The sequence below is a fragment of the Nocardiopsis changdeensis genome (assembly GCF_018316655.1).
In the GTDB taxonomy this organism is placed as follows: Bacteria; Actinomycetota; Actinomycetes; order Streptosporangiales; family Streptosporangiaceae; genus Nocardiopsis; species Nocardiopsis changdeensis.
Genome location: NZ_CP074133.1, coordinates 2011948 through 2027252, shown reverse-complemented (window position 1 = coordinate 2027252; position 15305 = coordinate 2011948). Strand labels below are relative to the sequence as shown.

General features: G+C 72.5%; 12 protein-coding genes. 4 read left to right on the top strand and 8 right to left on the bottom strand.

All coding sequences use genetic code 11. The features are described 5' to 3' along the window. The first annotated feature begins 213 nt into the window (after window positions 1–213). On the top strand, window positions 214–933 hold the full coding sequence (locus KGD84_RS09335; protein ID WP_220559866.1) for a DUF4191 domain-containing protein: 720 nt from the start codon (window positions 214–216) through the stop codon (window positions 931–933). 75 nt (window positions 934–1008) lie between these two features. Here KGD84_RS09335 and KGD84_RS09330 read toward each other — a convergent pair whose 3' ends face one another. From KGD84_RS09330 to KGD84_RS09310, 5 genes are all read right to left on the bottom strand, one after another. Further along, window positions 1009–1251, bottom strand: coding sequence for a helix-turn-helix domain-containing protein (locus KGD84_RS09330; RefSeq protein WP_220559865.1), 243 nt, complete (start codon window positions 1249–1251; stop codon window positions 1009–1011). Next, complete coding sequence (locus KGD84_RS09325) at window positions 1251–1904, bottom strand: DUF2975 domain-containing protein (protein ID WP_220559864.1); 654 nt, start codon at window positions 1902–1904, stop codon at window positions 1251–1253. The genes KGD84_RS09330 and KGD84_RS09325 overlap by 1 nt, the downstream gene beginning before the upstream one ends. Window positions 1905–2033: 129 nt before the next feature. Further along, a complete protein-coding gene (locus KGD84_RS09320) occupies window positions 2034–3428 on the bottom strand; it encodes an LCP family protein (protein ID WP_220559863.1) in 1395 nt (464 codons plus the stop codon). A 223-nt stretch (window positions 3429–3651) separates the two neighbouring features. After that, a complete protein-coding gene (locus tag KGD84_RS09315) occupies window positions 3652–5100 on the bottom strand; it encodes an LCP family protein (RefSeq protein WP_220559862.1) in 1449 nt (482 codons plus the stop codon). 160 nt (window positions 5101–5260) lie between these two features. Further along, window positions 5261–5725, bottom strand: coding sequence for an RDD family protein (locus KGD84_RS09310; protein ID WP_220559861.1), 465 nt, complete (start codon window positions 5723–5725; stop codon window positions 5261–5263). Between the two features lie 329 nt (window positions 5726–6054). Between KGD84_RS09310 and glnA the strand changes: the two genes are divergently transcribed. Both glnA and KGD84_RS09300 read left to right on the top strand, forming a co-directional pair. Further along, window positions 6055–7479, top strand: a complete 1425-nt coding sequence (glnA, locus tag KGD84_RS09305) for a type I glutamate--ammonia ligase (RefSeq protein ID WP_220559860.1) — start codon at window positions 6055–6057, stop codon at window positions 7477–7479. A 215-nt stretch (window positions 7480–7694) separates the two neighbouring features. Beyond that, a complete protein-coding gene (locus KGD84_RS09300; protein ID WP_220559859.1) occupies window positions 7695–10736 on the top strand; it encodes a bifunctional [glutamine synthetase] adenylyltransferase/[glutamine synthetase]-adenylyl-L-tyrosine phosphorylase in 3042 nt (1013 codons plus the stop codon). An 89-nt stretch (window positions 10737–10825) separates the two neighbouring features. Here the strand turns inward: KGD84_RS09300 and KGD84_RS09295 are convergent, their stop codons facing one another. Both KGD84_RS09295 and KGD84_RS09290 read right to left on the bottom strand, forming a co-directional pair. Beyond that, complete coding sequence (locus KGD84_RS09295; RefSeq protein WP_220559858.1) at window positions 10826–11926, bottom strand: sensor histidine kinase; 1101 nt, start codon at window positions 11924–11926, stop codon at window positions 10826–10828. After that, on the bottom strand, window positions 11923–12597 hold the full coding sequence (locus KGD84_RS09290; protein WP_220559856.1) for a response regulator transcription factor: 675 nt from the start codon (window positions 12595–12597) through the stop codon (window positions 11923–11925). The genes KGD84_RS09295 and KGD84_RS09290 overlap by 4 nt, the downstream gene beginning before the upstream one ends. A gap of 199 nt (window positions 12598–12796) precedes the next feature. Between KGD84_RS09290 and KGD84_RS09285 the strand changes: the two genes are divergently transcribed. After that, the gene (locus KGD84_RS09285) at window positions 12797–13387 is read left to right on the top strand and encodes a M15 family metallopeptidase (protein ID WP_338151219.1); all 591 of its coding nucleotides are present in this window, start codon (window positions 12797–12799) and stop codon (window positions 13385–13387) included. 39 nt (window positions 13388–13426) lie between these two features. Here the strand turns inward: KGD84_RS09285 and KGD84_RS09280 are convergent, their stop codons facing one another. Further along, window positions 13427–15223 (bottom strand): carbohydrate-binding module family 20 domain-containing protein, encoded by a 1797-nt coding sequence (locus KGD84_RS09280; RefSeq protein ID WP_220559855.1) that lies wholly within the window; start codon window positions 15221–15223, stop codon window positions 13427–13429. Window positions 15224–15305 lie beyond the last annotated feature (82 nt).

Genomic DNA, 15305 nt, shown 5'->3' with positions numbered 1-15305 from the left:
GCCCGAGTCGTGACCAAGCTGGAACGGTGGCCTCCGGGCCACCGTTCCGCGCACCCGGGTCCCGCCGCATATCCTGGGGGTCCGACAGGGCGCCCCGGCAGGTGGCGCCGAAGGGCGCCGCACGAGTCGACCGCGTAGGTAGAAGGAGGCAAGGCAGCTTCGGGATCTCCGTCCCCGCCGACGGTCCGTCGGCGCCCGCTGCCTGAGAGCACGATGGCGAAAAAGGGTTCCGAGAGCACAGCACCCGCCCAGGGCAAGGACAAGAAGGAGCCCGGCCGGCTCAAGCAGATCGGCATGGTCGCCAAGGTCGTCCACCGCCAGAGCCCGCGCAGTATCCCGCTGGCCGCCGGCGTCGCGGTCCTCATCCTCGCGGTGTTCGTCGCCATCGGCATCTGGACCGGTTCCTGGATCCTGTGGCCGCTGACCGGCCTGCCGATCGCGCTGCTGACCGGTTTCATCATCTTCACCCGTTCGGCCCAGCGCGTGCAGTACCAGATCCTCGACGGCCAGATCGGCGCCGGCGCGGCGATCCTGGACAACATGCGCGGCAACTGGACGACCGAGTTCGCGGTCAACGCCAACCGCCAGCAGGACGTGGTGCACCGGGTGGTGGGCCGCCCCGGCGTCATCCTGGTCGGCGAGGGCGACCCGCACCGCCTGAAGTCGCTCATCGCCTCGGAGAAGAAGCGCGTGTCCCGGGTGGCCCTGGACACCCCCATCTACGACTACAAGGTGGGCAACGGCGAGGACCAGGTCCCGCTGGCCAAGCTCCAGCGCACGCTGGTCAGGCTGCCGCGCACCCTGGACAAGAAGGACGTCACGCAGCTCAACTACCGGCTGCGCGCGCTGCCCGCCAAGATGCAGATGCCCAAGGGCCCGATGCCCAAGAACGCCAAGATGCCCCGGGGCCTGCGCGGCCAGAGCGGCGGCTGACCGCCCCGGCGCCTTTCGCCACGCGACGAGGGGGCGCGCACCGGATCCGTCCGGTGCGCGCCCCCTTCCCATCGTTCAGGACCGGTCCGCTGCGGGCGCGTAGTCGATGAGGTCGCCGGGGCGGCAGTCCAGCTCCCGGCACAGGGCCGCCAGCGTGCTGAACCGGATGGCCCGGGCCCGGCCGTTCTTGAGCACCGACAGGTTGACCACGGTGATCCCGACCCGGGCGGCCAGTTCGGTGAGGGTGATCCCGCGCGCGGCGAGCACCTCGTCCAAGCGGACGACGATGTCCGCGCCCTCGTCCTCCTCCGGCGGCATCAGACCAGTCCCCGCACGTCGTCGCGCATCCGTGTGCCGCGCCGGAACACCTCGGCCAGCCCCAGTAGGAGCAGGGACACGAAGACCATCGTGAAGGAGATCCCGCCCTCCCCGATGAGAACGTAGGAGATCTCGAAGCCGTCGACGCCCAGGGCCTGGCCGCGCAGGAGCCCTTCCCCGACCTTCTCCGCGGCCGGGACCAGCAGCGTTCCGGCCAGGACGGTCAGGGCGATGACGCGCAGCCGGAGGGCGTTGGCGGGGACGAAGGGATCGCCGAGGTCCAGGCTCCGGACGATGCGCAGCAGGTTGACCATCACCAGGAGGGCGGCCGCCTGGGCCAGCAGGCCGGGCAGGACCAGCAGCAGCCGCTGCACCGTCGTGGGGTCGTGGAACGTGATCACCATGCCCTGCTCCGACTCGATCCCGTACTCGGGCCCGGCCGGGACCGCGGGGGGCGCCGACTCCGGGGCGCCGTCGGGGGACGGGACCGTGATGGTGTTCGCGGGCACGGAGCCGTCGGCGGGCAGCAGCGGTGTGATCCACACCAGGGCGAACACGGTCGTGAACAGAGTGACGCCGATGGCCATGACGAGGATGAACCGAGCCACGAAACCGTCGGCACGGCTCCACCGAAAGGGGGTCCTCTTCGACATGCCTTCCCTCCTTATCGTTTTTCGATATTAACGATAAACGATAAGCCCCGGTGTGCCGAACGGATGGAACGGCGAGGGCCCCGGGGCGCGTTCGGCGCTCCCGGGGCCCTGTGTGCGTGGTGTGCGGGCCTAGCCGCAGTCGACGGACTGGTCGGCGGAGGTGCCGCTCAGACCCGCCAGCGGGTCGTCCGCGGACTCCCCGCCGGACTCGCCGCCGCCCTCGGCGCCCTCCAGGGCGACGCCCTGCCAGTCGGTGCCCATGACCAGCTCGACCGAGCCGGACAGGTCCGCGGCCTCCTCGATCTGCGCCCCGCTGACCAGCGCGTCGGCCACGGCCTGCGCCTGCGCCTGCTCGCCCGGGGCGTGGTAGACCGTGGTCTGCTGCGGGGCCCGGGTGGTGGGGTTGCCCGAGCCGGTGACGGTGAAGCCCAGCCCGGTCAGCAGCGGCTCCACCTGTCCGGCCAGCCCCTGGGTGCCCTGGTTGTTGACGATGTACACCGAGACGTCGGAGGGCGAGACGGACTCCTCGGGGGCCTCCTCGGCCGCCTCCTCCGGCTTCTCCTCCTCGGGCCTGGTCGCCTCGCCCGCGGCGACCGCCGCGAACAGCTCGGACGCCTGGGGCTCCATTAGCTGGACCTTGGCGTCGTTGTAGTCCTCGACCGGGACCGTCACCATGTTCATCCGCCCCAGGTCCACCCCGCGCATGGCGATGGCGAGCTCGGCCATCTCGTCGACGCTGAACTCGCTGTCGGTGGTCATGCTGTCGGTGACCGAGCCGAAGAAGTCGTAGAGGGTGGCGGGGCTGGTCATGACCTCGCCGGTGGTGACCTTGCGCAGGATCGCGCCGATCATCTGCTGCTGGCGCTTGATCCGGTCCAGGTCGCTGCCGTTCTCCGTGGTGTCCCGGGAGCGGGCCAGGGCGAGCGCCTGGGTGCCGTCCAGGGTCTGCTCCCCGGCGGGCAGGTCGAGCTTGGCCTTGGGGTCCTGGAGCGGCTCGGGGATGCACATGTCGATCCCGCCGATGGAGTCGACGATGGCCTGGAACCCGGCGAAGTCGACGAGGACCATGTGCTCCAGGTGGACGCCGGTGATGTTCTCGATGGTCTTGCCCTGGCAGTCCATCCCGCCGTAGAACATGGCGTGGTTGAGCTGGTCCACCGTCCCGGCGGTGATGCCGGGCTTGTCCTCGACGGGGTCGCAGCCCGGCATGGTGACCATGAGGTCGCGGGGCATGTTGACCATGGTCACCCCGCCCTTGTCGACGTCGATGTTGACCAGCACCAGGACGTCCGGGCGGATCCCGTTGGCGACGCTGTACTCGGCGTCCTCCCCGGCCCGCTCGTCGGTGGCCAGCAGCAGGATGTTGTGGATCCCGTCCACCTGCGCCGGGCGGTCGCCCCAGGCGTCGGTGTTGATGTCCTCGGTCTGCACCGCCAGGGCGTCGCGGTAGCCCGCGTAGCCGACCAGGCTGGCCGCGATGACGACGCCCGTCAGCCCGCAGGCCGCCCACTGACCCGGGGACATCCACGCCTTCGCCGTGGACTTCGCCGTTCTGGACACGTGTCTGGGAGCCAAGAGGGCACCTGCGATCCGTTCAGGGACAAGGGAAGGGGGAGGCCGTTCTCCCGGGCGGGCCCGGGGGTCACGACGGGATCACGGCCGAACGCTACCGCACGGTACGCCGAAGGCCGGGTTTCGGTCAAGTAAGGGTAACGAACCCCTTCGACCGGAATGTCCCCCCTGGGGATCAGCAGGCGCTCTCGGGCTTCTCCTCCGCGGTGATCCCGCCCAGGTCCTCGGTGACCGAGATCTCCGGCGCGGCCTCCTCCTCGTCGCCCTTGAACCCGGTCCAGTCCGGGCCGAGGACCAGTTCGAGGGTGCCGGTGAGCCCGGCGGCCTCCTCGGTGACCGCGGTCTCCAGCGACCCCGCCAGCAGCTCGGCGGCGGCCTCCTGGCCGGGCGCGTAGTAGACGGTGGTGACCGCGGGGACGCGGACCTGGGGGTTGCCGGTGGCGTTCACCGTGTACCCGTCGGTGGTCAGCCGCTCGGCGACCTGGCCGGCCAGGCCCTCGATCCCGGTGCCGTTGAGCACGTCCAGGGAGATGTCGGCCGGGGTCGGGCCGCTCTCGGCGTCGTCGGCCCCCTCGTCCCCCTCGCCCTCGTCCTCTTCCTCCTCCGCGCCCCCGGAGAGGTCGGCGCCGGAGTTGATGGCCGTGAAGAGCTCGGAGGCGGCGGGCTGGCTCAGCGCCAGGCGGTTGGGGTCGGCCGGGTGCTGGCCGTTGGGCACGGTGACGAACTGGATCCTGTTCAGGTCCACCTCGCGCATGGAGATCGCGATGTCGGTCATCGTGTCGACGGTGAAACCGTCGTCGGCGGTGACCGATTCGGTGACCGCGTTGAGGAAGTTGGTGATGGCCAGGGGGCTGGTCATCACCTCGCTGCTGAGGACCTGGCGCAGCATGGCGCCCATGAACTGCTGCTGGCGCTCGATGCGGGACAGGTCGCTGCCGTCGCCCTGGCCGTAGCGGGAGCGCACGTACCCCAGCGACTGCTCGCCGTCCAGGGTCTGTTCCCCGGCCTCCAGGGTCAGGTGGGCCTTGGGGTCGTCGATCGGGGCGGGGATGCACATCTGCACGCCGCCGACGGCGTCGACCATGTCCTTGAACCCGGTGAAGTCCATCATGACGAAGTGGTCCAGGTGGACCCCGGTGACCTGCTCGACGGCGTTCCACTGACAACCCACGCCGCCGAAGGTCATCGCCGAGTTGATCATGCCGCTCTGCGGGGCCATCCCCTCGTAGCCCTCGACCGCCTCGCAGCCGGGCAGGTCCACGACCAGGTCGCGGGGCAGGTTGACCATGGTGACGGCGCCGCGGTCGACGTTGATGCTGGCGATGAGCATCATGTCGGGGCGCTCGCCCTCGGCCTCGCCGTAGTTCGCGTTCTCCCCCGAGCGCACGTCCGACCCGATGACCAGGAGGTTCATGACGCCCTCGACGCTGGTGGGCCGGTCCCACTCGTCGGTGTCGACCTGGGCGGTCGTGATGTTGTTGGCGATGCCCTGGTACCAGAGGTAGCCGCCCAGGCTCCCCACGATCGACAGCGCGGTGACCGCGCAGGCGACCCACTGCCCCGTGGACAGGCGCACGGCGTCCAGGAAGCCGGCGGGGCGTGGGGCGGAGCGTTTTCCAGCCATGGCGAACCTTCGAGGGGTGCGGTGAGACCCGGGAGGGAGGGGACGCCGGGCGTCCGATGAGGGGATCACACAGTCCCGGGACGGTGTGACCGAGAATCGGATGCTAACAGCACCGGAGGGCCTGTTGATCCCGTCGTCATCCGGGCCGGGGCCCGGGTGCTCAGATGCGGACGGCCACGGTGCCCGCGGCGCGGTCGTGCAGGCCGCGGGTGTCGCGGTCGTAGATGACGGCCGGGATGACCAGGCACAGCAGGAGGGTGCGCACGGCCATGGAGGCGAACCACGGCCAGGAGCGCTCGCCGGTGGCCTTGATCCGCACGCCGACCAGGCGGCGGCCGACCGAGGTGCCGAACAGGCTGAGCAGCACGATGTTCATGGCGGCGAACACCACGAGGGCGGTGTTGCTGACCAGGGTGGTGGCCTGCTGCTCGTCGGCGACCCCCGCGCCGATGGCCCCGGCCGAGTACAGCCCGGCGGAGATGAGCAGCGCGAGCAGCCAGTCCAGCAGCAGGCCGGCCAGGCGGCGGCCCACGCCGGGCACCGAGTCGGGTCCGTGTTCGGGCAGGCCCAGCCGGTTGCCGCGGTAGCGGAAGTCGTCCTCGGTCACGGCCCTGTCCTCGCTCATGCCTCCACGGTATCCACCGTCGCGCGCGGCCTCGTCCCGGGTCGCCCGCACGGGGCCGCCCCGGGCCCGGCGGCGCCGTGGCACGGACCACATCCGGGCCTCCCGGCGTTCCGTTTTCGCCCTGTACACACAGGAATCACCGGGTCAGGCGGTATGGTCTGCGAAAACACCGGAGTCCGTAACATGCAGGAAACAATGGAGACACGGCATGGAAATCCCGCGCTCCTAGCTTCGTCAGCGAAGCCGGGAGACACCGCGTCGATCCGCCGCGTCCGCGATGGGGCGGCCCGCGGATCCGGTCGTCTCAGCCACCTGCACGGAGGTTCGTTTTGTTCAGCAGCGTCGACGAGGTGCTCGCTTTCATCCGGGACGAGGACGTCAAGTTCCTCGACGTCCGTTTCACGGACCTGTTCGGAGGCGTGAACCACGTTACCCTCCCGACCGAGAACGTCGACGCCTCGACGTTCACCGACGGTCAGATGTTCGACGGCTCGTCGATCCGCGGTTTCCAGGCCATCCACGAGTCCGACATGCTGCTGCTCCCCGACCTGAGCACCGGCGTGCTGGACCCGTTCCGCAAGTACAAGACGCTGAACATGACGTTCTTCGTCCACGACCCCCTCACCCTGGAGTCGTACAGCCGCGACCCGCGCAACGTCGCCCGCAAGGCCGAGGCGTTCCTGCGCGGCTCCGGTGTCGCCGACACCGCCTTCTTCGGCCCCGAGGCCGAGTTCTACATCTTCGACGACGTCAAGTTCGAGACCCGGTCCAACACCGGCTTCTACGAGATCGACTCCATCGAGGGCGCCTGGAACACCGGTTCGGCCCTCGAGGGCGGCAACCGCGGCTACCGTCCCCGCTACAAGGGCGGCTACTTCCCCGTCGAGCCGGTCGACCACTACAGCGACCTGCGCTCGGACATGGTCCGCACCCTCATCGAGGCGGGCATCGAGGTCGAGCTCCAGCACCACGAGGTCGGCACCGCCGGCCAGGCCGAGATCGGCATCAAGTTCGGCACGCTGCTCCAGCAGGCCGACCGCGTGCAGCTGTACAAGTACATCGTCAAGAACGTCGCCAACAACGCGGGCAAGACGGCGACCTTCATGCCCAAGCCGCTGTTCGGCGACAACGGCTCCGGCATGCACTGCCACCAGAGCCTGTGGAAGGACGGCGAGCCGCTGTTCTTCGACGAGTCCGGCTACGGCCAGCTGTCCGACACGGCCCGCTACTACATCGGCGGCCTGCTCAAGCACGCCCCGGCGCTGCTCGCCTTCACCAACCCGACGGTGAACTCCTACCACCGCCTGGTGCCCGGCTACGAGGCCCCGATCAACCTGGTCTACAGCCAGCGCAACCGCTCCGCGTGCATCCGCCTGCCGCTGACCGGCTCCAACCCCAAGGCCAAGCGCATCGAGTTCCGCGTGCCGGACCCGTCGGCCAACCCGTACCTGGCCTTCTCCGCCATGCTCATGGCCGGCATCGACGGCATCAAGAACAAGATCGAGCCGCCGGAGCCCGTGGACAAGGACCTCTACGAGCTGCCCCCGGCCGAGGCCAAGGCCATCAAGACGGTCCCGGCCTCGCTGGACGACGCGCTCAACGCGGTCGAGGAGGACCACGAGTTCCTCCTGGAGGGCGGCGTGTTCACGAAGGACCTCCTGGAGACCTACGTGGACTTCAAGCGCACCGAGGAGATCGACTCCCTGCGCCTGCGCCCCCACCCGCGCGAGTTCGAGCTCTACTACGACATCTAGGCCGTAGCGCAGCTCCCCGGGGAGGCGCGCCCGCGCGGGCACGCCTCCCCGCCCGGGGCCGGTATCCGTTCGGATACCGGCCCCGACCCGGTTCCGGACCATCCCCGGGCGAACCCGGCGACGGGGGCGCGTGGAGGTGTTCCGGCCCTCACCGTGCGGCCGTCCCGGGGCCGTGCGGCTACCGTTGACGCGTGGCAAGGGACGGAACAGACACCATGACGGCAGGCTCGCTCGCACGGCGCGGCTTCAGTGACAGCCCGCGGGCCCTGCGGCTGCTGACGGGGGCGGGGCTGGACTCCTCCGCCGACACGGCCGTGATCGACTCCCTGGCGGCGGCCCCCGATCCCGACCAAGCCCTGCTGGGGCTCATCCGGGTCCTGGAGAGCGACCCCGACCCGGACGTCCTGCGCGACGCCCTGCGCGAGGACTCCGACCTGCGGGAGCGGCTGTGCCGGGTGCTGGGCACCGGCGGCGCCCTCACCGACCACCTGGTGCGCCACCCCGGCGACTGGCGGGAGCTGCGCGGCGCCGACGCCGCCCGCACCCCCGAGCCGGAGGAGCTGCGCCGGGGGCTGCTGCACACCGTGGGCGCCGACCCCCACTCCCCCGCCCCGGCCGCCGACCTCTCCGGCACCCGTTCCGCCGCCGAGCTGCGCCACGTGCTGCGCGTCGCCTACCGGCGCCGGGTGCTGCGGCTGGCCGGCCGCGACCTGACGGGGCTGGTCACCGTGGACGCGGTGGCCGCCGAGCTGGCCGACCTGGCCGCCGCCCTGCTGGACGGCGCGCTGGCGGTGGCCCGCGCCGAGCACCCCGAGGACGCCGCCCGCTGCCGCCTGGCCGTCATCGGCATGGGCAAGTGCGGGGGCCGCGAGCTCAACTACGTCAGCGACGTGGACGTGGTGTTCGTGGCCGAGCCCGCCGGGGACCCCGGGGACGGGGAGCCGGCGGACGAGCAGGCGGCGATGCGTTCGGCGACCCGGCTGGCCACCGCCATGATGCGGGTGCCCGTCGAGACCGACGCCGAGGGCACCCTGTGGGAGGTGGACCCGGCGCTGCGCCCGGAGGGCAGGAACGGCCCGCTGGTGCGCCCGCTGTCGGGGCACCGCGCCTACTACGAGCGCTGGGCCAAGACCTGGGAGTTCCAGGCCCTGCTCAAGGCGCGGCCGATCGCCGGGGACGCGGAGCTGGGCCGCGCCTACATGGACGTCATCACGCCCATGGTGTGGCAGGCGTCCGCGCGCAAGGACTTCGTCGAGGACGTGCAGGCGATGCGCCGCCGGGTGCTGGAGCACATCCCCGCCGGGCAGGCCGACCGGGAGCTCAAGCTGGGCCCGGGCGGGCTGCGCGACATCGAGTTCTCCGTGCAGCTGCTCCAGTTGGTCCACGGCCGGGCCGACGACCGGCTGCGGTCGGGCACCACCCTGGTGGCGCTGGCCGCCCTGTCCGAGCACGGGTACGTGGGCCGCCAGGACGCCGCCGGGCTCGCCGACGCCTACCGGTTCCTGCGCCGGCTGGAGCACCTGCTGCAGCTGGAGCGGCTGCGCCGCACCCACCTGATGCCCGACGGCGCGACCGCCGACGGGCAGGCGGAGCTGCGGCGGCTGGGCCGGGCCCTGGGCTTCGTCGCCGACCCGGTGCGGGAGCTGACCGAGGCCCGCCGCAAGGTCGCCGCCGAGGTGCGGCGCCTGCACGAGAAGCTGTTCTACCGGCCGCTGCTGAACGCCGTCGCCAAGCTGCCCGGCGGGGAGGTGCGCCTGTCCCCCGAGCAGGCCCGCGACCGGCTGGAGGCGCTGGGGTTCGCCGACCCGGCCGGGGCGCTGCGCCACCTGGAGTCGCTGACCTCGGGCGTGTCCCGGCGCGCGGCCATACAGCGCACCCTGCTCCCGGTGATGCTGGGCTGGTTCTCCGACGCCCCCGACCCCGACGCGGGGCTGCTGGGGTTCCGCCAGGTCAGCGACTCGCTGGGCACCACCCCGTGGTACCTGAGGCTGCTGCGCGACGACGTCCGGGTCGCCGAGCGCATGGCGTGGCTGCTGGGCACCAGCCGCTACGTCACCGACCTGCTGCTGCGCGCCCCCGACGCGATCAAGGTGCTCGCCGACGACGCCGACCTGGTGCGCCGCGACCCCGGGTCGCTGGCCGCCGAGGCCGACGCGGCGCTGCGCCGCTACGCCACCGCCGAGGAGTCGGTGTCGGCGGTGCGGGCGCTGCGCCGCCGCGAGCTGCTGCGCACCGCCGCCGCCGACCTGTTGGAGGTCTCCGACGTCCGGGAGGTGGGCGCGGCCCTCACCGACATCTCCGCGGTGACCATCGACGCCGCCCTGCGGGTGGCCACCGCCCGGGTGCTGGAGGCCGACGGCGAGGAGCTGACCCGGGTGTGCGTGGTCGCGATGGGCCGGTTCGGGGGCGGTGAGCTGACCTACGCCAGCGACGCCGACGTCATGTACGTGCACGCCCCGCTGCCCGGCGTGGACACCACCGCGGCCACCCGGCAGGCGATGGCGGTCGTCCGGGAGCTGGCGCGGCTGCTGGAGATGCCCGCGGCCGAGCCGCCGCTGAAGGTCGACACCGACCTGCGGCCCGAGGGCAGGAGCGGCCCGGTGGTGCGCACCCTGGACTCCTACGCCGCCTACTACGGCCGCTGGTCGCAGGTGTGGGAGAGCCAGGCGCTGCTGCGGGCCCGGCCGGTGGCCGGCGACCCGGAGCTGCGGGCCGCGTTCACCGCGCTCATCGACCCGATCCGCTATCCGGCGGGCGGGATCGACTCCGCGTCGGTGCTGGAGATCCGCAAGCTCAAGGCGCGCATGGAGGCCGAGCGGCTGCCGCGCGGCGCCGACCCGACCCTGCACACCAAGCTGGGCCGGGGCGGGCTGTCGGACGTGGAGTGGGTGGCCCAGCTGACCCAGCTGCGCCATGCCCACGATTACCCGGACCTGCGCACCACCGGCACCCTGGAGGCGCTGGGGGCGGCGGTCGCCCACGGCTTCCTGACCGCCGACGACGGCGCCGTCCTGGAGCAGGCCTGGCGGCTGGCCTCGCGGGTGCGCGGCATGGTGATGCTGGTGCGCGGCCGGGGCGGCGACTCGCTCCCCACCGATCTGCGGGTGCGGGCGGCGCTGGCCACCGCCATGGGCTGCCGCAGCGCCCAGGACGAGGAGGGCCTGTGGGCGGGGCCCGCCGAGCAGCTGACGGAGGCGTACCTGCGCACGACCCGCCGGGCGCGGGCCGTGATGGAGCGCGTCTTCTACGACGACTAGGGCCTGTTCTCGAACGCTCTCCTGTGCCGGGGTTCGCGAGGCGCCCGGCGGTCCGAAGCGCGGCGGAGGTTCGAAAGAGCACGGCCTAGTTACCGGCCGGGAAGGGTGACGGTGACGGTGAGGCCTCCGCCGGGGCGGGGGGCGAGGTCCAGGGTCCCGCCGTGGACGGCCACGACCCGGGAGACCAGGGCCAGGCCCAGCCCGTAGCCCTCGCCGCCGCGCCGGGTGCGGCCCTCGCCGCGCAGGAACGGCTCGGTGAGCCGGGCGACGGTCTCCGGGGCCAGCACGGGGCCGGTGTTCCCGGTGCGCAGCACGGCGGACCCGTCCGGGGCGCGGCCGACGGAGACGGTGGCGGTGCCGTCCTCCACGTTGTGGCGCAGGGCGTTGCGCACGAGGTTGTCGGCCAGCCGCAGCAGCAGCTCGGCGTCCCCGGTCACCGGTGCGGGCGCGGCGTCCAGGCGCAGGTCGACGCCGCGCCGCCCGGCCTCCTCCCGGGCCTCGGCGACGGCGCGGCGGACCGGGTCGGCCAGGTCCAGGGGTTCGGCGGCCGCGGTGACGGCGTCCACGTCGGCCAGCCGCAGCAGCGCCTCGGTGATGCCGACCGCGCGGGCGTTGACCTCGGTCAGCCGGTCGAAGACCGGGTCGTGCCCGGGTTCGCGGCGGGCCACGTCGAGCATGGTGGCGGTGATCGCCAGCGGGGTGCGCAGTTCGTGGGAGGCGTTGGCGGCGAACCGCTCCTGCACGGCGAAGGCGTCCTGGAGCCGGTCGAGCATGTGGTCGAAGGCGTCCGCCAGCCGCCGGAACTCGTCGTCGGGACCGGTCAGGCGGATGCGGTGGTCCAGCCTGCCGGCGGCGACGGTGCGGACCGCGGCGTCGATGCGGTGCAGGGGCCTGAGCACCCACCCCGCCAGGAACCAGCCCCCGGTCAGGCCGATGGCGGCCAGCGCGAGCAGTACCCCCAGGGACACGTCCACCAGGGCGTCCACGATCTGCCCCCGGGAGGTGATGTTGACGTGGGTCACGCTGGGGTCGGAGGTGGTCAGCGGGTAGTCGGGGATGTAGCGGACGACGATGTACACCCCGGCCAGGACCGCCATCCCGGACACGACCAGGAAGGCGGCGTACCCCAGGGTGAGGCGCAGGCGGGCGCTGACCGGCAGTCCCGGCCGCCGCAGCGGGGCCCGGTTCACCGCTCCCGCCCGGGGTCGACCAGGCGGTAGCCGACACCGGGGACGGTGACGACGGGGTCGGGGGCGCCCAGGGCCTTGCGCAGGTGGGAGACCGCGACCCGGGGCGCGCTGGTGAAGGGGTCGGCGTGCTCGTCCCACACCTTCTCCAGCAGGGTCTCGGCGGTGACCACGGCCCCGTCGGCGCGCATGAGCAGTTCGAGGACGGCGAACTGCTTGCGGGGCAGCCGCAGCGGGCGGGCCCCCCGGTGGGCCTCCCGCCGGTAGGGGTCCAGGCGCAGGTCGCCGACCCGCAGCACCGGGTCGACGGCGGTGGTCGGGCGCCGGGCCAGGGCGCGCAGGCGCACCACCAGTTCCTCCAGGGCGAACGGCTTGGTGAGGTAGTCGTCGGCGCCCAGGGAGAACCCGTCGACCTTGTCGCGCAGCCGTCCGGCGGCGGTGAGCATGAGGATCCGGGTGCCGGGGTGGTCGCGGACCAGGACGGCGCACACCTCGTCGCCGTGCACGCCGGGGATGTCCCGGTCCAGGACGACCGCGTCGTAGTCGTTGACGGCGACGCGTTCCAGCGCCTGGTCCCCGTCCAGGGCGATGTCGGCGGCGATGGCCTCCTGCCGCAGGCCCGCCTGGAGGGCCTCGGCCATGTAGGGCTCGTCCTCGACGACCAGTACGCGCATACGGTTCCGCCCCCTCTTCCCGGCGGGCTCCCCGGGCCCGCTCGGCCCCGAGTCTAGGAGCGCGCCTGTTGCGGAAGTGTTGGGTTGCGCAAGTGTTGCGCGAACACTCAACACGGACGCAACTCCCCCCTTGATGGTGTGGCCCCCGCAGGCCGGGCACCGGGCCCGGCTCCGGACGAGGGGGAGTTCGTTGAACGCAGTGCGCCGCTGGGCGGTGACCGCGGCCGTGGCGGCCGTGCTGGTGTCGGGGGGCTGCGCGTCCCAGGAGGCCGGCGGCGGGGGCGCCGCGACAGGCCGGCTGTCGTTCGGCTCCGAGCCGCTGACCGAGGAGGACGGGTTCGTGCCGGTGGGCGAGGGGTTGGAGGTCGACGCCGACGTCCCGGCGCTGGCCAACCTGGACCCTGAGCTGCTGGCGGCGGTCCGGGAGGCCGCGGCGGACGCCCTGGACGCGGGGATCGACGTGGTGATCGTGACCGGCGGCTGGCGCAGCGAGCGCTACCAGGAGCACCTGTGGGAGGAGGCGCTGCGCGAGCACGGCGGCGAGGAGGAGGCGGGCCGGTGGGTGGCCTCGCCCGAGGAGTCCACCCACGTCAGCGGGGACGCGGTGGACATCGGGTACACCAACGCCGCGGACTGGTTCTCCCGGTTCGGGCACGAGTACGGGCTGTGCCAGACCTACGCCAACGAGCTGTGGCACTACGAGCTGGCGGTGGAGCCGGGAGAGCCCTGCCCGCACCCGGTCTCCGACGCCTCCGAGCGGAACGCGGGCGCCCCCGTGCCGGAGGAGTGAGGCACGGGGGCGCCGTTCGGGGCGGGTCCGGTCAGGCGGTCACCGGTGGTTCCAGGTGACGGTGGCGGCGGGGCCGACCCGGTTGGACCCCGTCTCCCATTCCACGTTGCCGGAGCCGTCGACCTTGACGAGCTTCCATTCGGTGCCGGCTCCGATGTCGACCGTGCCGGACCAGGTGGGGTAGGCGGCGGCGTCGGTGGACAGCTTCACGCCCCGGGAGGGGTCCCAGGACCCGAGCCCGGGAGTGGATCCCACCACGTACACCTCCTGTCCCCAGACGGTGTGGACGACCGCCCGCAGGGTGTCCCCGGTGCCCGGGTCGGGGCCGCCGCAGTCGTCCTCGCACTCGCCGTCGACGTGCAGGGCCACGGCCCCGTTCGCGGGCACCTCGACGGTGACGCGGCCGCCGGAGACGGTGGCGGTGCCGCCGCCCGCGGCGTTGTCGTAGGTGCCGTCGGGCAGGGAGGTGTCGGAGGTCAGCCGCCAGGTGTCGCCGGTGGCGTTGAAGGCGGCGAAGCCGCGCGCCCCGCGGTCGAAGGCGAGGCGTCCGTTCCCGTCGGTGGCGCGCTGGACCAGCGCGGTGTCGCCGGCGGAGGCGCGGAAGGCGGCCATGCCCGCGACGGTGGGGTGGCGGTGGGAGCAGACCCATGCGCCGGTGGAGCAGTCGGTGTCCTCGGTGATCCAGCCCGCCGGGTTGCCCTCGGCGTACCCGGTGCTGGGCGGGCCCTCGGTGACGTTGTCGCCGAAGTCGTACCCGGAGGTCACCACGGGGGTGCCGTAGGGGTGGGCCAGCATGAACGCGGCCGCCAGGTGGTAGCGGTCCCCGTCCTTGTAGGTGAGGGTCGGGTGGTAGCGCTGGGTGTCGTGGTTGTCGATGAAGACGGTGGCCTGCTCCGAGGTCAGCCCGCCGTAGTCCGGCATGTGCGCCAGCCCGGCGATGTTCCCGTCCTTGAACTTCCCGGCCACGTCGCGCTGGTAGTCGAAGTTGGTGACCTCGCCGTAGGGGGCGTAGGCGGTGTAGGGGACGGTGGCGTCGCCGTAGACCTCGTAGAAGACGCGGGGGGTGCCGCCGAACCCGGGCACCGTGTTCAGGTTCCCGAAGATGTCGGCGATGTGCGCTTCGGGGACGTGCTTGGCGGCGTCCACGCGGAAGCCGCCCACACCCAGGTCGACGAGGCCGTTGAGGTAGCGCTTGATGTGGTCGCGCACCCGCGGGTCGGCGGTGTCGAGGTCGGCCAGGCCCACCAGCTGGCAGTTCTGGACCTCCTCCTTGTCGTTCCAGTTCGCGATCTCCTCGTAGCAGGGACCGAAGTCGTCGTACCCGTAGGAGGCGGTGCCGTCGCCGAAGAGGTCGGGGTGGTCGTACTTGGCCCAGGAGGTGCCCGCGCTGCCGACGCCGTCGCCGTCGCCGGTCATGTGGTTGACCACGGCGTCGACGTAGACGCGCACGCCGTTGTCGCGGCAGGTCCGGACCATGGCGGCGAACTCCTCGGCGGTGCCGCGCCGGGTGTTGTCGAGCCGGTAGGAGACGGGCTGGTAGTCCTGCCACCAGGGGTGGTTGCCGCCTTCCGCGAAGGGGATGACGACGTGCTCCTGGGGCGGGGACACCTGGACCCCGGAGAAGCCGTTGGGTCCGAGGAAGTCCTCGCACTCGGCGGCGACGGAGTCCCAGTTCCACTGGAAGAGCTGGACGAGGGCCTCGTCGTCGGGAGTGGTCCGGGCGGCCGCGGCCTCCGCCGGGGCCGGCAGGGGTGCCGCGGACGCGGGGAGGGCGGTCAGGGGGAGGAGGAGCAGGGCCGCGGCGGCGGCCGCTTTCAGGGGGGTGCGTCGGTGCATCGGCGCTCCAGTGTCGCTTGCGGGGGGTCGCGCATCCTCTTGCGTGAAATGCAAGAAATTGCGTGATGCCGAGCACACTACC